18 protein-coding genes are annotated in these 21488 nt (G+C 35.5%); 10 read left to right on the top strand and 8 right to left on the bottom strand.

From position 1 onward, the window contains the following. Nucleotide 1: 1 nt before the first annotated feature. From HN014_RS17595 to HN014_RS17585, 3 genes are all read right to left on the bottom strand, one after another. Nucleotides 2-967: a glycoside hydrolase family 130 protein gene (locus HN014_RS17595; protein ID WP_176030158.1), complete on the bottom strand. Its 966-nt coding sequence runs from the start codon at nucleotides 965-967 to the stop codon at nucleotides 2-4. A gap of 83 nt (nucleotides 968-1050) precedes the next feature. Beyond that, nucleotides 1051-2952 carry a sodium:solute symporter family protein gene (locus tag HN014_RS17590; RefSeq protein ID WP_176030157.1) on the bottom strand — a complete coding sequence of 634 codons (1902 nt, stop codon included), beginning with the start codon at nucleotides 2950-2952 and terminating at the stop codon, nucleotides 1051-1053. Nucleotides 2953-3147: 195 nt separating this feature from the next. Continuing rightward, nucleotides 3148-5421, bottom strand: coding sequence for a GH92 family glycosyl hydrolase (locus tag HN014_RS17585; protein WP_176030156.1), 2274 nt, complete (start codon nucleotides 5419-5421; stop codon nucleotides 3148-3150). Nucleotides 5422-5653: 232 nt separating this feature from the next. On the opposite strand from HN014_RS17585, the gene HN014_RS17580 reads away from it, so the two are divergent. The 5 genes from HN014_RS17580 (at nucleotide 5654) to HN014_RS17560 (ending at nucleotide 10942) form a co-directional block, all read left to right on the top strand. After that, nucleotides 5654-6712 carry a sensor histidine kinase gene (locus tag HN014_RS17580; protein WP_176030155.1) on the top strand — a complete coding sequence of 353 codons (1059 nt, stop codon included), beginning with the start codon at nucleotides 5654-5656 and terminating at the stop codon, nucleotides 6710-6712. Further along, the gene (locus tag HN014_RS17575; RefSeq protein ID WP_176030154.1) at nucleotides 6703-7434 is read left to right on the top strand and encodes a LytTR family DNA-binding domain-containing protein; all 732 of its coding nucleotides are present in this window, start codon (nucleotides 6703-6705) and stop codon (nucleotides 7432-7434) included. Before HN014_RS17580 ends, HN014_RS17575 begins: the two co-directional genes overlap by 10 nt. Nucleotides 7435-8261: 827 nt before the next feature. Continuing rightward, nucleotides 8262-9773, top strand: a complete 1512-nt coding sequence (locus HN014_RS17570) for a serine hydrolase (RefSeq protein WP_176030153.1) — start codon at nucleotides 8262-8264, stop codon at nucleotides 9771-9773. Between the two features lie 140 nt (nucleotides 9774-9913). Then, on the top strand, nucleotides 9914-10540 hold the full coding sequence (locus HN014_RS17565; RefSeq protein WP_176030152.1) for an SGNH/GDSL hydrolase family protein: 627 nt from the start codon (nucleotides 9914-9916) through the stop codon (nucleotides 10538-10540). Between the two features lie 162 nt (nucleotides 10541-10702). After that, complete coding sequence (locus HN014_RS17560; RefSeq protein ID WP_176030151.1) at nucleotides 10703-10942, top strand: hypothetical protein; 240 nt, start codon at nucleotides 10703-10705, stop codon at nucleotides 10940-10942. Between the two features lie 221 nt (nucleotides 10943-11163). On the opposite strand, the gene HN014_RS17555 is transcribed toward HN014_RS17560, so the two are convergent. After that, nucleotides 11164-13344 carry a carbohydrate binding family 9 domain-containing protein gene (locus HN014_RS17555; protein WP_176030150.1) on the bottom strand — a complete coding sequence of 727 codons (2181 nt, stop codon included), beginning with the start codon at nucleotides 13342-13344 and terminating at the stop codon, nucleotides 11164-11166. Next, complete coding sequence (locus HN014_RS17550; protein ID WP_176030149.1) at nucleotides 13334-14203, bottom strand: hypothetical protein; 870 nt, start codon at nucleotides 14201-14203, stop codon at nucleotides 13334-13336. Before HN014_RS17550 ends, HN014_RS17555 begins: the two co-directional genes overlap by 11 nt. 288 nt (nucleotides 14204-14491) lie before the next feature. On the opposite strand from HN014_RS17550, the gene HN014_RS17545 reads away from it, so the two are divergent. The 5 genes from HN014_RS17545 (at nucleotide 14492) to HN014_RS17525 (ending at nucleotide 19033) form a co-directional block, all read left to right on the top strand. Next, nucleotides 14492-15556, top strand: a complete 1065-nt coding sequence (locus HN014_RS17545) for a sensor histidine kinase (protein ID WP_176030148.1) — start codon at nucleotides 14492-14494, stop codon at nucleotides 15554-15556. A 4-nt stretch (nucleotides 15557-15560) separates the two neighbouring features. Continuing rightward, entirely contained in the window at nucleotides 15561-16271 is a 711-nt protein-coding gene (locus tag HN014_RS17540) for a LytTR family DNA-binding domain-containing protein (protein ID WP_176030147.1), read from the top strand. A gap of 102 nt (nucleotides 16272-16373) precedes the next feature. Further along, entirely contained in the window at nucleotides 16374-17624 is a 1251-nt protein-coding gene (locus tag HN014_RS17535) for an erythromycin esterase family protein (RefSeq protein WP_176030146.1), read from the top strand. Nucleotides 17625-17644: 20 nt separating this feature from the next. Then, nucleotides 17645-17959, top strand: coding sequence for an SMI1/KNR4 family protein (locus tag HN014_RS17530; protein ID WP_176030145.1), 315 nt, complete (start codon nucleotides 17645-17647; stop codon nucleotides 17957-17959). A gap of 102 nt (nucleotides 17960-18061) precedes the next feature. After that, complete coding sequence (locus HN014_RS17525) at nucleotides 18062-19033, top strand: hypothetical protein (RefSeq protein WP_176030144.1); 972 nt, start codon at nucleotides 18062-18064, stop codon at nucleotides 19031-19033. 89 nt (nucleotides 19034-19122) lie between these two features. Here HN014_RS17525 and HN014_RS17520 read toward each other — a convergent pair whose 3' ends face one another. The 3 genes from HN014_RS17520 to HN014_RS17510 all read right to left on the bottom strand — a co-directional run bounded on the left by HN014_RS17520 (nucleotide 19123) and on the right by HN014_RS17510 (nucleotide 21419). Next, nucleotides 19123-20427, bottom strand: a complete 1305-nt coding sequence (locus HN014_RS17520; RefSeq protein WP_176030143.1) for a S41 family peptidase — start codon at nucleotides 20425-20427, stop codon at nucleotides 19123-19125. Beyond that, nucleotides 20417-20872: a MarR family winged helix-turn-helix transcriptional regulator gene (locus HN014_RS17515; protein ID WP_176030142.1), complete on the bottom strand. Its 456-nt coding sequence runs from the start codon at nucleotides 20870-20872 to the stop codon at nucleotides 20417-20419. Before HN014_RS17515 ends, HN014_RS17520 begins: the two co-directional genes overlap by 11 nt. Before the next feature lie 109 nt (nucleotides 20873-20981). Then, nucleotides 20982-21419: a hypothetical protein gene (locus HN014_RS17510; protein WP_176030141.1), complete on the bottom strand. Its 438-nt coding sequence runs from the start codon at nucleotides 21417-21419 to the stop codon at nucleotides 20982-20984. Between the last annotated feature and the right edge of the window lie 69 nt (nucleotides 21420-21488).

Here is a 21488-nt window from a genome sequence, read left to right as displayed (position 1 = left end):
CTTATAAACTATTGTCTTTTGTATATTGTACAATTTCACTTATATACCCAAAAGCGAGGGCTACTACCGTATCTGCAGCTCCATAATAAATAGCTATTTTATCATCTTTACTATCATGCAAGGCTGCACAGGGAAATACCACATTAGGAACATCTCCGATTTGCTCATAAGATACCGCCGGTCCCAGCAAGTAGGATTGTGTTCGATACAGTACCTGATCCGGATTTTCTTTATCCAGTAGTGCTGCTCCCATCGCATACCGGAATCCATTACAGGTGGTGATGACTCCATGATATATTAGTAGCCATCCTGCTTCGGTCTCAATAGGAACCGGTCCTGCTCCTATCTTAGTGCATTGCCAGGCACTATCCTCAAAAGGAGTTGCCTTCATCACGCATCGGTGTTCTCCCCAATATTTCATATCAGGACTATAACTGAGGTAAATATCTCCAAACGGCGTATGCCCATTATCACTGGGTCTGCTTAGCATCGCATATTTACCATTTATTTTTTTGGGAAACAACACTCCATTCCTATTAAATGGTAAAAAAGCATTTTCGCATTGATAAAATGTCTTGAAATCATAAGTATAAGCAATCCCAATGGTAGGACCATGATACCCATTACACCAGGTAACCCAATACCGGTCTTCTATATATGTTACCCGTGGATCATACTTATAGTCAGACGCAATCATATTGGTATTTCCCGCTTTCATCTGAATTGGCTGAGCTTCTATATCCCACTGAATTCCATCTTTACTAAATCCGGCATGAATATTCATCTGCACTGCCTTGTTATCACATCGGAAAACACCAGCATATCCATCTCCAAAAGGTACTACTGCACTATTAAAAATACTATTGGACGTAGGAATTGCATATCGGTCAATAATGGGGTTCTCTGAATACCTCCATAAGATATCATTTGTGTTTTCAGGTCTTTCTTGCCAGGGAATCGCACTCACTGTTTTCTATATTTCGTTAATTAAACATTTTTTATTCATTCTTATATCGTTGTCCTTTTCGAGGTGAACTTCGAAACAGGTCTTCATTTCTCAGGGCTATCTATATTTTCTTCATCAATACGATTCACCTGATCCAACCAGGTAAATTTTAATATCGCAGAAGTAATTCCAAAAATAATCAGGGCATATATTGCTTTTGGGTACTCTCTAATCATAATATATATAGGAAGGACAATCATGCTGGATTGCCATATAATTCCAATCCCGCAATTCATCATATCTCTCCAAAAACCTGTATTTTTTGTAATGGTCTCTTCTTCTTTCTTCAGTAATTCATATACTGGCTTCCACCAACCCCATGGGCGTACATTTTTATAAAACAGTTTCAGGGTATCCATATCAGTGGCCGGGCTAAAAAATGTTCCTGCAATAGCCCCTATCAGGGAAAATCCAAAAATAACCGGAAAGAGGTAAATGGCATGTATCTGAGCAATCATATATAATATGCTATCAGCTTCAAAATGGGCTTTATTTTGATCGATAAAAAACTGTATACTGGCTATAAGCAACCCTGCTACCATCCCCCAGAAATATCCCCATCCATTAAAGCGCCACCAAATCCACTTTAGAAAATTTGCAGCTACATATCCTCCAAAAAGAGCACTGGTAATCCACAAGGTCAGGGAATTAATCGATTCTGCAAAAAATCCCATAGTCACCCCCAGACATACAATCAGAAAAGAAGCGATATGACTCGCTCGTATATAATGATTACTGGAAGCTTCCGGTTTAAAATATTTTTTATAGATATCATTGACAATATAGGCAGGTCCGGCATTGACAAAAGCTGAAAAAGTAGACATAAATGCAGCTAATAACCCCGCCAGTAACAACCCCTTAATCCCTACCGGGATGTGATTGTTGATCACTTTTGGCAAAATAATTTCCAGATCCCTGCCGGTTAGCTGTTCTACTACGGAAAGTTCCGGTCCAATTACCACCAATGCGATCACGACAATCCCTGCGATTAATAAATACCGGGGAATAAACAATATCAAATTGGTAAACCCACTCATATAAGCAGCTTCTTTTACTGTTTTGGTTGATAAAATTCGTTGCATATCAAAACTAGGCGTAGGACCAGCGATACTGGCAAAAAAACCTTTGAAAAGCGTCATCCCTATAAATGCACCAAACATCTTAAACCCTTCTTTGTCTATTAGCTGATTAAACGCATTGTATTTTTCACTCCAATGAACTTCCAGTTCCCACCCAAAAAAGACATTTTTCCAGGCTGGGGAAATAACAGTATCAATTTGAGCATCGCTGATCGCATAAAAAGCATAAGCTGCTACTAAAATACCTGCAATCACCATAATGATATATTGCAGTACTTCGGTCGCAACGACAGAAAACATCCCTCCTTTTACTGTATAAATAGTCGTGAGCAGGATAATTATTAGCGCATAGCTTTGTTCAGAAGAAATCGCTATACTATTTCCTATTTGCAGACTCAAATCCCAGGGAAGGATGATGGTCATAAACTTACCAACTCCTTCAAAAAAATACGCGATAAATCCAATCGCTGCTATGATAGCAAATATTGCAACTATGATATGACTGGCTCTGCCAGCTTTATCATCTCCAAACCGGGTTAGTATCCATTCTGAGCCTGTCATGATATCAGATCTTCGGATCCAAACGGCTAAAAACATCATGACAAAAATCTGATTCCAGATAGGCCACAACCACATAAACATAAAACTTTTTACTCCATATAGGAACAAGATCCCTACCATCCATGCAGTTCCCGAAACATCAAACATTCCAGAACCGTTACTCAATCCCAGATAATACCATTTGATATTTTTTCCTCCCAGAAAATAGGATGTCAATCCTTTGGAGGCTCTTTTAGACACCCATATTCCCACCAACAACGTCAATATTACATACCCTATAATGATTGATACATCTACTATATCCATATATTTTTATTTACTCGATCATCGAGATTTACTTGTTCCGGGATTTGTCTCGAAACCAATATTTATTTTTTACCCTTTCTTTTTTATTTGCTCCGAAGTTATTAATGTATTCATTAGAATGTATATACTGCTAATGCCTTCCCTATCCTAACTTCACATACATATCCTGAGGATTAACTCCTGAGGTTTATGCCCCTATGGGGGTGTTTGTTTTGTTGTAATTCCCCAGCTTTTATTAGGAGTATCTCCCATTATAAAATGTAACGTTCCTCCTTTGAGCAATTCTTCATGTGTGATATAAGTCCTGTTTAAGGGGATTCCATTCAGTGTAGCAGATTGTATATACAGATTTTTATCTGAAGCCTTATCGGCAAGAATTGTAAATGATGTCTCTGCATCTACTGTTATTGTAACCTTTTCAAAAACCGGGCTTCCTATCTGATAGATCCCTGATGCCGGATTAAAAGGATATATTCCCATCGCACTAAATACGTACCAGGCAGACATCTGACCACAGTCTTCATTACCACTTAATCCTTCAGGGGTAGTATCATACTGTGTTTTCAGTATTTCCCGCACCCAATACTGGGTTTTCCAGGGTTTATTTGCAAAATTATACAGATAGGCAATATGATGACTGGGTTCATTCCCATGTGCATACTGTCCTATCAGACCAGAAATATCAACCGACACATTATCTCCTGTAATCTCTGAGGATTCAGTGAATAACTGTTCCAGCTTTTGTGTAAATTTTTCCTCCCCTCCATGCAGTGCAATCAGCTTTTCTACATCATGCAGTACAAACCAGCTATGTTGCCAGGCATTACCTTCGGTATAATCTGCATGAACTCTATGAGCAGAATACTTCGGATCGAAGGGTTCATGCCAGGAATTTCCATCCTCGGATTTCCCTCTCATAAACCCTGTTTCCGGGTCAAATAAATGCGTAAAAGCTTGTGACCGTTTCATAAAATACGCATAGTCCTCCTTCTTGCCCAGCGCTTTGGCTAACTGAGCGACACACCAATCATTGTATGCGTATTCTAAAGTGATAGTTACTGATTCGTCTAACAGTGTATATGGGATATAACTATATTGTTGATAATGATCCAACCCTCTATCGGTTTGTGTCATTGTCATTTTCATTGCTTGATAGGCTGTTTCTACATCAAAGCCTTCTATTCCTTTTATATAAGCTTCTGTGATTACAGGAATGGAGTGATAGCCTGTCATGGTATTGGTTTCATTACCATATAAAGTCCATACGGGAAGTGTTCCCCGTTCTTTATAATACAGCAACATTGCCTGAATCATATCCGGAACCCGTTCCGGAGCAATGATGGTTAATAACGGGTGTTCTGCTCTAAATGTATCCCATAAGGAAAAGGTAGAATACATTTCAAAACCTTCCGTTTTTCGGATACTATCGTTTTCCATACGTACTTCTCCGTTGGAATCTCCAAAGAGAACCGGTGCTAATTGTGCATGGTATAAGGCGGTATAGAAAATCGTTTTTAAAGAATCTACCGAAGTACTCACTGCTATTTTGGATAGCTGCGTATTCCATTGAGCAGCTGCCTCGGATTTTTTATGTTCAAAATCAAATGGTATGGGGTCCTTCGCCATATTAGCCAGGGCATTGGCTTCACTGACGGAAGAGATACTCACTTTTACTTCCAGTTCTTTTTTATCCAGTGTATTGAAAAAAAGTTGAGCGGTCGTCTTCTTCCCTGTGACAACTGATGTTTTTACTGCATAGGTACGATCTGTAACAAGGGCATAGTCCGAAATAGACTTTGAAAATTTCGCTACGAAAAACACTTTTTGATTTTTAGCCCATCCGGTACTATGCCGATACCCTGATACTGTATACTTATCCACTACCCGTATAGTCGAAGCAGTTGTCTGATCCCAGTTAATCCCAAATCCGAGATCGATAATTACAGACTGCTTATCTCCTTCTTTATAGGTATACCTGTGATAAGCGGTTCGTTTATCTGTTGTAAATTCTGCCATCACCTGAGGATCTTCCAGAAACACCTTATAATACCCAGGAGAAGCCGCTTCCTGCTCATGTGAATAACGCGAACTGTACGGAATACTATCCCTGCTATTCGCTTGCTGATCAATGGCTACTTTTTTAGTAACAGGCATCAACCTGATATCAGCCAGATCCCCTATTCCGGTACCGCTGAGATGCAAATGACTAAATCCTATCGCTAGGCTATCTGAATAATGATATCCCGAGCACCAATCCCATTTGGATATTCCATTATCCGGGCTCACTTGCAACATCCCAAAAGGAATCGTTGCCCCCGGATAGGTATGACCATGACCTCCTGTTCCGATAAACGGATCTACATAAGATAAATGATTTGTGGATTGGACAGGGGCAGTAACCTTATCAGTAGTACATGATAGCATGATAGCTGCAATTCCCAATAAGGTCCATTTTGTATAGTTCTTCATACAAACTGATCGTATATATTGTATTATATTTTCTTTTTCTGAATCATCATAAATATTCATAAATTAGAGTCTAAAAAGAAAAAATTTAGACCAATGACAACTAAAGATCGGTGAATGTTTCAAAAAGGAATCATTTGATTGAATTTCTTACATTAGTTGCAAAATCAAGCTAAAAGCGACTTTTTTTGACAACAGTATTATAATAACTACTTAGTATTAAAAACCAACCCTAGTGAAAATAAAATCCCTTCAACATATTACCTTACGTCATCACATCATTTTTTGGGGAATTTATTTCTTATTAAATACAGTGCGATGGGGAAGCTACTTTAATGATTATCCGTATTCATTAAAAACGAATATGATAGGATTTCCTATTCACATGATTTTGTGCTACCTGAATATTTATATATTGATGCCCGTATTTTTATATCGCAAAAAATACATTCTATATACACTGACTATTATTACCGCTCTGTTCTTATCAGTTCTTTTGAAATACAATTTGACCTATTATCTGGTAAGTACCAATGTTTGGCCCGAAGGTCCCGAAGTTATCAATAACCTGACGGTGAATTATGCCGTGGATATGATGATTGGAGAATTATATGTGATCACTTTCGTGACCGCTATTATTATCACTATGGACTGGTTAAAAAAACAGCGGCAATTAGCCAGTTTAGAAAAGCAACAATTGGAAACAGAACTGCGATTTTTGCGTACGCAGGTGTCTCCTCATTTCTTTTTTAATACCCTGAACAATATTTACGCGCTGACCATTGAAAAGCCTAAAAAAGCATCCAAATCAATACTGAGATTATCTGAATTAATGCGGTATTTACTTTATGAAACAAAGCAAAAAAGACAACCATTGGACAAGGAGATTTTATGTCTGCAAAACTATCTGGATCTCGAGCGTATCCGATATGGAGAACTCCTTCGTATTCATATGGATATTTCGGGAGATATTGAGGATAAGGAAATTGCTCCAATGCTACTCTTATCCTTTGTAGAAAATGCCTTTAAACATGGCGCCAATAAAAATGTAGGCATTATCGATATTCATATTAGTTTTAAGGTCGTAGGAGACTTTTTGTATTTCAGCATTTCTAATCCTATGCCTGCCAAAGAAAATAACAATACCATTAGTGCGACTTCGGGAGGAGTCGGCTTAGGAAATGTCAGCAAACGACTTTCCTTAGGATATCAGGAAGATGAATATGAACTCACCATCAACAAAGGGGAAAAATTATACGTTGTGGAATTAAAAATAAAAGTAGTATGGAATTAAAAAGTGTTGTTATTGATGACGAAACACTGGCGATAGATGTCATAAAAAATTACGCCTTACAAACTAAGGGAATCCAGATTACCGGTACCTTTACCAATGCCATCGAGGGGATGAATTTTATCAAAGAACATCCTGTAGATTTAATTTTTCTGGATATTAATATGCCTTTACTCGATGGGTTGAGCCTGCTCAAAAGTCTCCCTTTTCGTCCTTTGGTTATTATTACCAGCGCCTATGAGGAATATGCCGTAGAAAGTTTTGAACTGGAGGTATTGGATTATCTGGTAAAGCCCATTTCATTTTCCAGATTTATTATTGCAGCAAACAAAGCCTTGAAAACTGCTTCTTTACTCAGTCAACACGAGGTCGGAGGAATTACAATCAATGAACGTCCTTTTATTTTTGTAAAAGTGACAAAGAAAAAGATGAAGAAAATCTACCTGGATGAAATCCTGGTCATTGAAAGCCTAAAAGATTATATCAGAATTATCACAGCTACCGATGAAAAACATATTATACACCAAACATTAACGAGTTTTACACAGGAACTGCCCCGGGAAAAATTTATCCGAATCCACCGTTCTTATACGATCTCAGTAGATAAAGTAGATGTTATTGAGGGCAATAGTATCGAAATTGAAGGAGTGCGATATCCTATTGGTCGAAGTTATATCAACGAAGTAAAAGAGTTTATAATTAACGGGTCCAGTAATACTCCTTGACAAAAACACTTACAAACAACTGTTTAATAATTATTTACACATAAAAACCTGCACTTTGGAATGCTATTTATACTATCGTATATAAAAATTGATTGTCATGTATTTATATACTTCCATAAAAAAACCGTTTTCATTTGCTGAGATATCTATTGCTAGCATCTCTCACAATACTGCTGTGTATACACTTGAAGGAACTGTTATGTTTAATCCGGGTCTTTATGGAACAGTGGTATGTCTAAACGAATGACTATTATCGTATAAAAAATGGAAAATCCCATTCATCCTCAAACTGAGTAACCCTCCGTTTGGGGGCTTTTTTTTGCTTAAAAAAGGTGAATTTCTTCTAAGAGTAAACTTTCATTTGCTCTAGAACAAAAATAAATTGAACTCAGTTCACTTTTTTTTGTTGTACAACACCTGGTCAATTGATGTAGATCACTTTTTTTGTATCAAAAAAATAAGAAATAACTTACTGAAAAATGAATTTTAGTTCCATTTTTAAGGCTTTAATAAGCACTTTTAAAGTGCTTATTTAATGGTTTTGAAAAGATAAAAACAGCTCTTTTTAAACTCACTTCTCACCTATTATTAGTACTGATCAGGTAATCATTTTTTTAGAAAAAAACGTTCCTCATCTTTTAATGATTCTATAAATCAAATAAGAATTCTATTTTATTATTCAAAAACACCCTTACACACAAAACACTTATTTTCAAATATATAAACACTGTGTCAGGAAACTGTCATTTAATTGTCAGGTGATAAATCTGTGTTTTTTAAATTGGTATTTCGAGATTTGAAACCTCAGATATTAATTAAAATTGACAATGAAAACATCCACTTTATTTTTTGCAATCGCATTAATACTAGGAATAAAAAATAGTGCAGCACAAGTAGCTAATGACAGCCCTTTGTTTATAGCACTTAAAAAAGCTGATAGCTTGCTATTCGAAGAAGGGTTTAATACCTGTAATTATCTTGCTTTAGAAAAAGTACTTCATAAGGATTTAGATTTTTTTCACGATCAGAACGGGGCTCAAAACTTAGAGCAATTTTACAAATCGTTTACAAGTAGTATTTGTTCGAATCCAAATTTCAAACCTATCAGAAAATTAGTTTCTGAAACACTCAATGTATTTCCACTAAAAAATAATGGAGAAATATACGGTGCCGTACAAACTGGTGATCATATTTTTTACATCAAAGAACCTAATAAAAAACTGTATGCTACCGAGCGAGGAAGATTTATTCATACCTGGATTTTAGAAAACGAACAATGGAAGATAAAGCGAATAATAAGTTACGAACATAAACCTCCTGTAAAAGAGTATGGATCAAAATTTACTGCCGATTATGTATATCCTCTTTTTGACAGTGATAAAGAAATTGAGCGCTTATTAGAAAAACATAAAATTCCATCCATAGCACTGGGAGTTATAAAAAATGGAAAAATCCAACAGATACGAGCATTTGGTAATCAAAAACGGCATCAAGCAATTTCTAATCACAGTATTTATAAAGTAGCCTCCTTGACCAAACCGATTACCGCTTTTGTTGTTTTACAATTAATTGATCAGGGAAAGTGGAGTTTAGATAGCCCCGTTGCCACTTATTATATAGATGATGATATCAGAACGAGTAAGTACCTGAATACACTAACAACAAGACATATTTTAGCGCATCAATCAGGTTTTCCGAATTGGAGATATTTAACTGATAGTAAGCAATTATCTTTTCAATTTGAGCCTGGTACAAAATGGCAATACGCCGGAGAAGGATTTGAATATTTGCGAAAAGCCATAGAAAAAAAATTTCAACAACCATTTGAGGAAATTGCTAAGAAAGTATTATTTGACCCACTAGGCATGCATACCACTCATTTCTATTGGTCCAATGCTGTCGATGAAAATATGTATGCTGTTGAACATGATGAATATGGGAAACCTATACCCTATGAAAAGTATACACATGCCAATGCTGCTGCTAATTTACTAACAACAGTAGAAGATTATTCTAAGTTTTTGGTGTACGTTTCAAAAGGAGCTGGTTTATCAGCTGCGCTATACAACGAATTTCTAAAACCACACGCACATGAAAAAGATGGGATTGAATGGGGTCTAGGAATGCAACTGCTTCCTGATTTACCTCAGCATGAAACTGCAGTTATGCATACCGGAGGGGATTATGGTACCAAAACAATAGCTATCCTTTTCAAAAACTCTAAAGACGGTCTTGTATTATTTTCCAATTCTGAAAATGGAATGGTCTTATGGCAAAAGATCATATCTGAATATTTTGGTGAGACCGGAGCTGAAATTGTACGAAGGAATCTTGAATAATTTTATAACAAACGATGTTGTAAAGACCAAATACCCTATTCTTAAAAAATAATTAACACAAAATAAACCTTCATACTTCGTAACATTTTATAACACTTTACTACCTATACGCACTGATAGTAACCATTAATACCCTAAATATGCAAAAATTATTCTTTTTGTTTGTCGCAGTAGTGTTAAGCACCCATTCTAATATCTATGGGCAATCTGAAAACCACAATGCGACTTCTTCTTATACGATATTATTTATCGGAAATAGCCTTACTTATACAAACAATTTGCCTCAATTAGTAAAGAAGTACGGTAAACAAAAAGGAATCCGTATCAAAACAAAGATGGTTGCTTATCCGAATTATTCAATCGAGGACCATTGGAATGACAAACAAATCCAGCGACTAATTGCTAACAGGAAGTATAACTTTGTAATTATTCAGCAAGGTCCCTCTTCTCGAAGTAACGGAAGAAAAATGCTTATTGATTATGGAAAAAAATATAAAACATTATGTGATACAAATGAGTCAAAGCTATGTTACTTTACTGTCTGGCCTTCTTTGACATACTATCATACTTTTGAGGCGGTTATTGAGAATTATAAAGAAGGGGCTACCACCAACAATTCGATCCTACTTCCTGTTGGTGCTGTATGGAAAGCATATATTGATGATACCAAGCGCAGAGAATACTACGGTCCTGATGGCTTTCACCCTTCATTAAGAGGAAGTAAAATTGCTGCCAAAGTAATTGTAGACACCTTATTCCCTCAATAAAAACTGCGTACTATAGTACACATGCTACCAGTTGGGGTATCAAATGATTCTTGTATTTTTGGATACCCCGTTTTAAAAAAAAATTAGGAAGCGACATATTTCAAATGGTTGTACTCCTTTTTTAGGAAATTATAAATCCGCTGTATCATAATTTACTGCAAAATGAATACAATAAATGTAAACCTCGGATGTGTAGTATACACCCTGACAAATCATGGTATTGAAGCTCGGTGGGTATCTAAAAAAAATGACAGCACTGAACAAGGACTTGGTATCGGAAAAAGACTAACCCCTGTAAATGAAAGCAAAAAATTTGAAGGAACCTTCGAAATAATATATCACAGTACTGATGGCAATACCTACACTACATCTAACGATTGTGTTTACCGCTGGATTTTATGAATTAACATGGAAACACGATGGGGAAATTACAGATATTGGACTTGGTCTTGAACATGAGGTTGTCTTATTAAGCAGTTATACTGAAGTAATCTCACGTTGATTCATCCCCTTGCTATGGCAGTATGTACAATTAAAACAAACTCATAAAATATATTCTACTACTAGTTACACCTCAAATACCTGCACAATTCCAAAAGAATATACCCGGATGCGAAGGTTGCCTATAGATCGAATCGATAATTAGCCTTTATTGCTACTCCCCAATTGGTACGTGCTATTTGTTTGTTAAAATTATCCGTAGCAACTAAATACAAATAGGATAAAGGACGATACTCCCATTGTAATCGACTATTGATATTAAAACTATTAAGTTGCGTATTGTATTGTACATAGGTAGTCCAGTTTATACGATTATTAAGAAACACTTCTCCCGTAAAACGCACTAAATGAAACACTGCATTTCCAAGAGCTTCCAGATCGATATGATTCAGAGAATAATTGATATTGAACTGTGCAAACGGCAATAGCCGATATCCCAAAGTCGTCTCCATTCCCCTCCTTTTACCATTGAAATAGCCTCCATAAAAAAGTGCTGCTTCGTAATAAAAATTTTGATTACTAAACCGGTTGTTATAGCCGGTCTTTATATCAAGAGTGTTATAAACACCCGGTAGAATTGGATTCCCATTATTCAAGATATCAAAACCATACGTAAGGTTAAAATACCCATGTGATACATTGAGATATAATGAGGACAGGTTCTTTTTGAACCAAACTGAATTTCCTATAACTGTAGTCATCTCTGTAAGTGTCCCCTCATGATCCCAAAACGCATCGTTACTAACAGAAAGATATCGATAACGATCTATTATCTCAGATGTTACCGGGTAATAGTTTTTTTGAAAAACGAAATACGAATCTACATAAGCATCTCTAATCACTTCTCCTTTGATAGCATCATAATTATATAGTCTTGGAGTAAACCCTACATCTGTAATAAAGTTTTTATCTACCGTTTTTAAGGCTGCTTTAGCATAGGTTTCCCGGGTATTATATTGTCCTTCAATATTAAAAAAGTCATTTTTATTATGTATGTTACTACTAAAGCTTTTTCCATAATTTGTTTGTGCAGACCACAGCTTATTTTTTGATCTGTAATTCAGGTTCACTCCCAATACCCTATTATAAGTATTGAGTATATCAAATCTATCTGTCTGTTGTCTGTTTACCCAATACGCAGTAGTTGTAAAATCGCGGGACAGCTTTTTCCGGGCTACAAAAACAGCATAATTTTGTGCTTCATGATCTGTGCTTTTTTCGGTTTGTGCATTTAGTATTCCTATACGAGTATCAGGAGTTATATTTCCTGAAAGTTTTACTCCAAATTGCATATCGGTGGTTCCTCCTATCCTTCTTGAATAAAATGGATTGACATCAAATGTTCCCAGATTATTAAATAAATCACTGTTTTCTAAAAAGAAATTCCTTCGCTCGGGAAAATTAATCGCAAAACGGGTTAAGTTCACCACCTGCTGATCAACATCTATCTGCGAAAAATCCGGATTTATAGTCGCATCTAACCGCAGGGATGAAGTTAGATTGTATTGCGCATCCAGGCTGGGTTTGAAGTTTGATTTATCTGTATGAGTAGTAATATCTTTCTGATAGCTATATGTGCCTGATGGCACAAACATAAACCTGGATATTGTTGCTTTTGGAAGCTGCTCCATTAGTACATCTGCTGTAAAACGCAAATCAAACTGAAAAAAGTTACGAGGCATATCCGTATAGGTCATCCACTGATTCGTTTTAAAATCCCGGTAAAAAAATTGAATCCCCCAGGTAGTATTATCCACATCAAAATTTAGTGCCTTAAAAGGAATCTCTATTTCGTATATTTTTTTAGTTCCTTCTACCGCCGTTTCAGATTTCCAAACTGCATTCCAGCTTTCATTAAAACTATAATCAGTTCCATTAAACTCTATCAACGCATCTACCTGTGTGTTGGCTGCATTTAAGGTAAAATAATACCCGTTGTTTTCTGTATTGAAAGGATCTAGAATTATTCCAAAAGCATCACTGCTGACAACGGCATCTCCGTGATTATCTCGCTTTAAGGTACTAATTTTATTGTAAGCGTTCGTATCGTAATATTCAACTCCTATATACAAATTTTTGCGATCGTGATACCCTCTGACTGTAGTAATGTGATCTGCCTTGCCCTCATCATTTGGGTAATAATTATTAAACTCCGTAAATAACGCTGCTTGTTTCCATACTGACTCGTTTAAAGCCCCATCTATTTTTGCAGCTTGTTCAATAAAAGGAATGGCTTTTTGTTGAGAAATTCCACAGAAATAAAAATTGCCAAGCAGTAAAGATATGTATATTTTAGTCTTCATCGATCAGGGTATAAGCGATTAATTTATGTTGTAACATTGCTGGTACTAATACCATCCTCAATGAAGGAATATATGTGATATCAGCAGCATTTTCTTTCTTTTCTACGGTATCTAGCAACAGGATTTTATCTCCGTTACTGGTAACATAATAAATCATCCCTTGCCAGCTTGAAATCAAATAGTCTCCATTTCCAATTGCTACAATTCCGTCGGGATTCGAAATATCTTTGGTCAGTACGTTAGAGCTGTTTGTCTTTACATTATAATCGATTACGGTATTATCTCCTAAACCAATCAGTAGCTTGTCTTTTTCGTACAACAAGCCATTAGGCCATTCCAGATCAGAAGCTATAACAGTTGCTTTATTGTCTTGTAAAGCAATCAATTTTCCGCTTTTCGTACCGCTTCCATACAAGGTTCCGTCTTCAGCAACAGTAAGATCATTAATTCGTTCTGTAGCCGGGATCTTATGACTGTTAGTAATAGTGGCTGTTTTAATATCGATTTCTAAAATCGTATCAAAATCCGCTACATATAATTTATTGTTATACATAGCAGTACCTGTTGGTCCTTCTATAGCATCGATCCATTTATGACATGTAATGTTTCCATCCAACCCTATTTTACTTATAAACCCCTTTCCATTCGCTTTTAGCCAATGACCATTGATACTCGTAGCATATATAACCTGATTTGTACTATCATATATTGCCGATTCCACATCTTTCAACACCGTATCGGTTTCCCATAGTTTTACCAATCTGGGTTTTTTTAATCTTTTGGTAAAACCCGCTTCTTGTGATATTCCTAATGATACGGAACAGACTGTCAATAGCAATACAATTAGAATAACTCTCATATGTGTAATTGTTTTTGTTATTCAAAACTATGGCACTAATACACTGTAATCCATAAAAGAGGACTAATCTGTATCTCTTGTATACATACCTTTAGAAAATGGGTTTATAATTGATTTTTCCGTGTTTGTATCCACTGATAGCATGTTCGTATACAAATCAATAATGCTTCTGTACTTTATGGTACTTTTATAAATAAATCGTAACAAAATGCTGTATTTTTATAGCGTTATACGATACAGATACAGCGGTACATTATTCTTTGATTCTATGGAACATATTTCTCTTATATGAAGCGTTTTTTTAAAACATTAGATAAACCGGTTTATAAACACATACTGTTTTGGGTAATTGTTTTCCTGTTTTACACCACATCTGCAAGAGAGCGCTTTGATACTACAGAGGAAATTGTGGTTACCTATGCCTTTCACGTACTTTTTCAAATCATGATAGCCTATAGCATATTATATCGTATTGTACCAGATTATCAAAAAAACAAGAATGTTATTCAACTGATACTCTCAGTGGTGTTCCTGTTTTTCTTTATCAACTTATGCTATGTTACCGTACGAATGTTTTTTCTTGAAATTGCTTACCCTCATTGTTACAGCGCTTTTTTGGAGAAAAGTGGCCATCTTACCTTTTGGCAACGGATGCTCGATATAAAAACTATTTTTCTTCATCTCCCCTTATTTTACCTGCAACCCTTATTCTTTTTGGTAGCCTTACGCTTTTATGAAAACCAATATAAACTGTCCAAAATCAGGGAACAGAAAAAAATAGTGGAATTAAAAATGCTGAAACATCAGTTAAACCCTCATTTTTTGTTTAATACCCTAAATAATCTGTATACCCTGTCAATAGAAAAATCTGATAAAGTTCCTGGAATTATCGAAAAACTATCCGATATCCTGGATTATATATTATATGGTAGTGATAAGAAGTTTGTTCCCATCCAAAAAGAAATTGAACTTATTGAAAACTATCTGGCGCTGGAACAGATACGTTATGAGGACAGGGTTTTAATCTCTTTTAAAAATTCAATCAATGAAAGTAGTAAGATTGCCCCTTTATTATTATTGACATTTGTAGAAAATGCTTTTAAACATGGTGTAAGTCAAGAACTAGAAATAGCAACATTAAAAATTAGTTTATCGTCTGACAAAGATACTATTCTCTTTCATGTTTTTAATACCAAACCTGTATCAAATACCGAAGTATCCGCTAAGAAAAAATCAATAGGTCTAACCAACGTTGAACAACAACTCGCTTTATTATATCCGAATACTCATGAGCTAACGATTGAACAAAATTCAACCAGTTTTTCTGTAAATTTAAAGCTTAAAAAACAGTAATTGCATGTATAAATGTCTAATCATTGACGATGAAAAATTAGCACGACAGCTTATTGAAAATCACCTGTCTAAAATAGAAGATTTTGAAGTAGTCGCCTCATGCAAGAGTGCTATCGAGGCGAGCAGAATACTAACATCAACCCCCATACATTTACTCTTTCTGGACGTAGAAATGCCCGTTTTGATCGGTACTGACTTTTATAAAAACCTCCTACAGAAACCCAGTGTAATATTTACGACTGCCTATAGAGAATATGCTGTAGAGGGATTCGAGTTAAATGCTGTTGATTACCTGGTAAAGCCCATAACATTTCCCCGTTTTCTAAAAGCCATCGATAAATTTTTAATACTCGAAAACGGAAAAAAGGAGATCGTAAATGAACCCAGACAACCTCTTGATAAAAACTACCTTTTTGTAACTGAAAACCGAAAACAGGTTAAAATCATTTTTGATGATATTTTGTATATCGAAAGTGTCAAAAATTACATTAAAATTACAACAGAACACAAAACACATCTTATTAAGTATAGTATATCCTCTTTTGAAGAACTATTAGACAGTTATTTTCTCCGGGTACACCGTTCTTATATTGTTAATACCCATAAGATAACAGCTTTCACCAAATATGATATAGAAATCGGAGCGATTGAAATTCCTATTGGAGAACGTTATAGAGAGCTTGTTAAAATAAAATTCGCATCCAAAAACAGCTAGTTTTAAACTATTGATGCAGCCAAAAAAATATAAATAAACGGGTAATATTTTCCCTAATATGACACATACAATAAACTTTATTACCCTATAAAAAATATAGAGATGAATTATAAAATAGTATTCTTTTTTACCCTGTGTACTACCATTCTTAGTAACGCACAACATACCGATGTCTTAAAAAAATACGCCATTGGATTTGATCATTTAACGGCGGATTCTTTTTCATTTCTCGATAATGAATTAACCGATATCCGAATTGTAGGGTATGGAGAAGACACACATGGAACTTCGGAGTTCACTATTCTTGCTAAAGAATTGATGCATTATTTATCCGAAAAACAAGGATTCAAAATATGTATTATAGAAACTGGTTTCGGAGAAGGTCAATACCTGAATGATTATATACAGGGAAAACGAGATGACCTGAAAAGCATTCTGGACAATCATAATACCAGCTGGCGATATGAGACTAAAGAGTTTATAGAGCTAATGAACCAATTAAAAGAATACAATCAAAATCACCTCGATAAAATCCATCTGTACGGTTGTGAAATGCAAATTGTACTGGCAGATATAAACAGGATCAGAGAATACTTGTCTAATGTTGGTTCTGAATATCAAATTGATGGTTTCGAAAAACATATTTGGCAATCGATTGAAGACAGTGAAAAAACTGATTATTACCTTTCGTATATAAAGCTAAAAAAGCATTTTGAAAACAACTATGAAGAATTTATCCGCAAAACCTCAGAACGAAAATTTAATATTGCTTATCAACATATTATGGTATTAGGGCAATTTGTTACCGCCATACATCAAACTACAGTACAACGAAAACACGACCTTCGGGATATGTACATGGCTGAGAATATTCAATGGATTCTAAACCTACATGGAGAGAAATCAAAGGCCCTTTATTGGGCACATAACAGTCATGTTGGTGATTGGGTTTCCAATGGAATCGTAGATGTCGCAGGGCATCAATTAAGAAAAGTGTATGGATCAGCTTATTATGCTATTGCTACGGACTTCGGTACCGGAGAATTTCTCGCATATCCTTTTGATGCTAATAGGACCAATAATTGGAATTTTAAAACATTTATGTACAAGGAGGTGCCAAAAAACACATTTAGTTACTCTTTAAAACAAATGGGAACACCTAATACATTCTTAAAACTAAGAAAAGCTAAAACAAATCCGGAACTGAGAATGTACTTAGAAGCTCCTATAACTACTGTAAGCGGTGCCGGTGCCAGAGCCAGAAATAATACGATTGAAACAAATGAGTTGGGAAAAGCTTTTGATGCCATTATTTACCTCGATAAAACAAATCCTATAAACTGGATTAAATAATACCTAACGAACTAACCGAAATGATCGGTTATGATTTTACTATTGAAAACTGGTGGAACGAGCATTGGTTACCTATTTTTTCGAATGGTGGGGGAAGTCATATTTGTTATGATCTAAAAGGCATCTTTACGGGAGAAAAAGGGCAATTGATAGAGTATTGGAAAAGTGATGATGACAGGTCAGTGATAGCTCCCGGTCTTTCTGACTTCTTACACAGCTTGAATCAATACTACGAAAAGACAGCTCTCCATGACTTTGATAATTATTTTGATATTAATGAGTATATTACAGCCTGGGAAAAAGAATTTATTGTAGCTACTCCTATCCGGAAATAATATACCGTACAAGATTAAACCATTCATCCATGAAAATTTCTTAGCGTGTATTGTTCTTAATAACAGGGCTATCTTTTCCCCTACAACTTAAAAAGCGATACGATGCCTAGATATTCCAATCACGATATTGAAAAAAAATATTCCAAGTTATCTACAGAAGAACTAAAAACGATTGTTACTGAAAATAGTAGAGAATACAGACCAACAGTGCTTCATATCATTATCCAGATACTTAAAAATCGCGGGGAGCATATCGATGTTTCGACCATTAAATACGGAGATGAGTCTACAATAAAGCACGATGCGGAGCAATCAAAAAGCAATGCAACTTCTGTCTTGCTACTAGGAATACTTTTTTTAGTCATCTCCATTGCATTATCCATTCTTGTAATTGCTTTAGAAATAGACTTCCTGTCCATTTTTAATGTTTTTATCAAGATAATTATCAGCATTATTTCTATGAAAACAGCCTATGATTATGCAAAACACCTGAACAGGAAAAAATATCTTTGGGCCTTTTTAGGAATATTAGTGGGAGGACTAGCACTCATTATACTTAGTTTTTTAAAGAAAAAAAAGGTGCTGACCCCAGAGGAAAAAATACAATCTCAAAAAAGGACATATCGCGCTATATTAATCTTAATAGCCGTACTGGTAGTTTCAATACTAGGCTTTAGCTTGGTTAATGATTACTTGGATAAAAAAAGAGAGGCAGACTCATATCAAAGGTATATCGATCGAAGAATTGAGTATATCGAAAACCCGAAAAGAGGCTATCTTTTTTATTTTACCTGTAAGGAGTATTACCAAAATATTACTGCCAAAGTAATACAACATACGAACGATTCTATCCTGTTCAAATCTCCCAGATATTTAGACAAAGAACACCGAGAACTTTATAGAATAAATGGGTTTAACTTAGAAGATAGTTATTATCTGACAACCTGGGTTACTAAGAAAAAACTAATCTCAGCAGTCGAGAGCGCTCCTTCTGATAGTGGAAATTTTGAAGGAATTTCCTTTGAAGAATTCTCCGGAACTGATATGAAGTACAGATTCGACAGACTGGAATAGAAAATTTCTTCGGGGGTTATTCGCTATGAATCTACTAAAACAATACAGCAGAAAAGTCTTTTTATTTCTTTATGGATCCGCTATGAAAATTAATGAACCTTATGTCCTTTCATTTCGTATCCTCCTATGGTAAATATGAGGGAAGTTGTTGTTGCGTGGTCTTCTGCAAAAACAATTTTTGCATCGACTCCTACTGCTTTAAACACTTGCGCTGATAAGGCTATTAATTTTATTTTGTGTTCATCTCCCTGCATTCTTCCGTAGAGAGATCCACATTCTCTGCTAATCGTCACTATTTTTCCTCCTTCCAGAGAGTAGGTACCTGTATACTGATCCAGAAGAGTCGTTTTTATATTTAAGGGGTCTTGCGTGGCTTTTAGCTTTTTTAACAGTTTGGCATAGGCTTTATTTTCTGTATCAGCATTCAACATGTTCTCTATAATTCTGATATGTGCTGACAGGATCATATCTTTTTCGCCTGCTTTAATATCAGGGGTTACCCCTACCTGCTCCCAATTAGTCTGTGATAATTCATTGATGATTCTTCCTGTAGAAACATGAATTAAGAAACGATCGTTTATCCGGATTTTCTCGCCTGGATTAGCCCCCCCTCCCGTTTTGGTTCCCATAATAACTGCTTTTTTATACTGTTGTAATGTATATGCAAACATTTCGGGAGCAGAAAAGGATTCTTCGTTTACCAATATGTAAACCGGTCTTCCCGTCAACTTATCCCCTTGTACTGCTACCGTATTATAACTGGTTGTAACTCCCGACGGTCTGTCAAAATAACTTCCTATTTTTTTATGGTCTTCTTCAAAAAAATAACTCAGCACATACAGTGTCTGCAATGTACTCCCCCCGGGATTATTCCTCAAATCAAAAATAAAAGCGTCTGAATTTTGTATAAAATTCATCGCATGTGTAGCACTTTTCATCGCTGCTTCTACCTGATCTCCTATCGAGAAGTTTATCAACTTTACATAACCGACATTCCCCTCTAAAATCCGTACCTCCGGGAAACCGTAATTCGTACTTTTTCCTCTTTCTATATCTCCAGAAGGCACTATTATTAACTCCGTGTTACCTGCGCTTTCTGGTGTATAATAAATATTTAAATGCTGATCATGATTGATCGATCGTATATCTTGTATTAATGCATTTGTGAATGCTGTCCCAGAGGAGATATCGAGATATCCATGGAGCTTCTTCTCTAATAATTTATTAATATCATTAGCGACCTCAGGAAAAACATAATTCTTTTCTAAAATACGCTGAATACCCTGGATTACTTCTTTTTTCTCTTCTACTGTAAGTTGATCTTTTGACTCCTGCCCAATATTATTAAACGTGATCAATAAGAACAGATATAGGCTTATTTTTCTAATCATCATGCTTATTTATTTGAAATTGAAGGCAATTTGTTATGATTTTTTGTAAAGTAGTTTCTAAGTTCTCTAAAGCTTCCTCAGATATCCCTTCTAAAGCTTCTTCTCTATTGGCTATAATAACTGGTCCTATAAGCGCTAACACCTCTGCTCCTTTTTCAGTAATCTGAAGATCATATTTTCTTCGATCTGCCGCATGAATTTCCCGCCGCAGATAGTCTTTGCCTACCATCGACTCTATCATTCTTGTAACCGAGGCATTATCCTTAAAAATCAACTCAGCTATTTCTTGCTGTGAGTATTCCGGATACTTCTGTTTAAAAGCTAATAATAAGGATTGATCAATCGTTATATCCGAAACCTGAGCTCTGATATTCTTAAGGGCAAACTTCCTGTACTCCTTAATTGCTTTCTCAATCAGGTAAAAAATAGTCTTAGAAGGAATCTCCATAATTCATTTGTTTGACATACATATATTTGACATATCAAATAAATAAAAAAATAATGAAGAATCCAATAAAAGAAGCATTGGACTTCTTCAATGCTTCTTTTTTATTACTTTAATTGGGTTGCCTGAAATAGACCATTTTGGCGGGCAGTCCTCCAAACACTTCTGGTAATGATACGCCAAAAGCTACTTTTCCTTTTTCCCAATTTGCTTCTATTTCTATCGATACTTCCATTTCTACATAGTGTTTTTTCTTTCCCAGGTTAGCACTTTCATACCCTTTGCCTATCAACTTAAAATAATGCTGGTTTGCTTTTTCCTTATATGTTCCTGATAATTGTAATTTGGTAGTAGTACCCAACCCCCAAATAGTTTGGATGTCCATTGTTCCTGAAACAGTGTTATCAGAAAATATCTGAAGGTCAAATTTTCCAAAAGGACCATTTACTGAACTCGGGTTGTAAAAACTATATCCTGCTTCGATCTCTACAAATGCCGGATTACTATGAATCGCTTTGGCAATACTGTCTATTAATTTTGTCTGTGTCATATTAGTATATTGGTTTTAAGATTTATAAACATACTATATTCCTATCAGAAAAATATTTCATCATATTTC

Source organism: Aquimarina sp. TRL1 (genome assembly GCF_013365535.1).
Lineage (GTDB): Bacteria > Bacteroidota > Bacteroidia > Flavobacteriales > Flavobacteriaceae > Aquimarina > Aquimarina hainanensis.
The sequence above is the reverse complement of the archived record's forward strand: the minus strand, read 5'-3'. Positions and strand labels throughout refer to the sequence as shown.

Bases quoted from the DNA above. Each gene is read 5' to 3' on its own strand.
- HN014_RS17585 (WP_176030156.1), bottom strand. From the start codon at position 5,421: ATGAAGAACTATACAAAATGGACCTTATTGGGAATTGCAGCTATCATG.
- HN014_RS17545 (WP_176030148.1), top strand. From the start codon at position 14,492: ATGAAGCGTTTTTTTAAAACATTAGATAAACCGGTTTATAAACACATA.
- HN014_RS17530 (WP_176030145.1), top strand. From the start codon at position 17,645: ATGATCGGTTATGATTTTACTATTGAAAACTGGTGGAACGAGCATTGG.
- HN014_RS17555 (WP_176030150.1), bottom strand. From the start codon at position 13,344: ATGAAGACTAAAATATACATATCTTTACTGCTTGGCAATTTTTATTTC.
- HN014_RS17510 (WP_176030141.1), bottom strand. From the start codon at position 21,419: ATGACACAGACAAAATTAATAGACAGTATTGCCAAAGCGATTCATAGT.
- HN014_RS17575 (WP_176030154.1), top strand. From the start codon at position 6,703: ATGGAATTAAAAAGTGTTGTTATTGATGACGAAACACTGGCGATAGAT.
- HN014_RS17565 (WP_176030152.1), top strand. From the start codon at position 9,914: ATGCAAAAATTATTCTTTTTGTTTGTCGCAGTAGTGTTAAGCACCCAT.
- HN014_RS17520 (WP_176030143.1), bottom strand. From the start codon at position 20,427: ATGATGATTAGAAAAATAAGCCTATATCTGTTCTTATTGATCACGTTT.
- HN014_RS17535 (WP_176030146.1), top strand. From the start codon at position 16,374: ATGAATTATAAAATAGTATTCTTTTTTACCCTGTGTACTACCATTCTT.
- HN014_RS17570 (WP_176030153.1), top strand. From the start codon at position 8,262: ATGAAAACATCCACTTTATTTTTTGCAATCGCATTAATACTAGGAATA.
- HN014_RS17590 (WP_176030157.1), bottom strand. From the start codon at position 2,952: ATGGATATAGTAGATGTATCAATCATTATAGGGTATGTAATATTGACG.
- HN014_RS17540 (WP_176030147.1), top strand. From the start codon at position 15,561: ATGTATAAATGTCTAATCATTGACGATGAAAAATTAGCACGACAGCTT.
- HN014_RS17515 (WP_176030142.1), bottom strand. From the start codon at position 20,872: ATGGAGATTCCTTCTAAGACTATTTTTTACCTGATTGAGAAAGCAATT.
- HN014_RS17525 (WP_176030144.1), top strand. From the start codon at position 18,062: ATGCCTAGATATTCCAATCACGATATTGAAAAAAAATATTCCAAGTTA.
- HN014_RS17560 (WP_176030151.1), top strand. From the start codon at position 10,703: ATGAATACAATAAATGTAAACCTCGGATGTGTAGTATACACCCTGACA.
- HN014_RS17550 (WP_176030149.1), bottom strand. From the start codon at position 14,203: ATGAGAGTTATTCTAATTGTATTGCTATTGACAGTCTGTTCCGTATCA.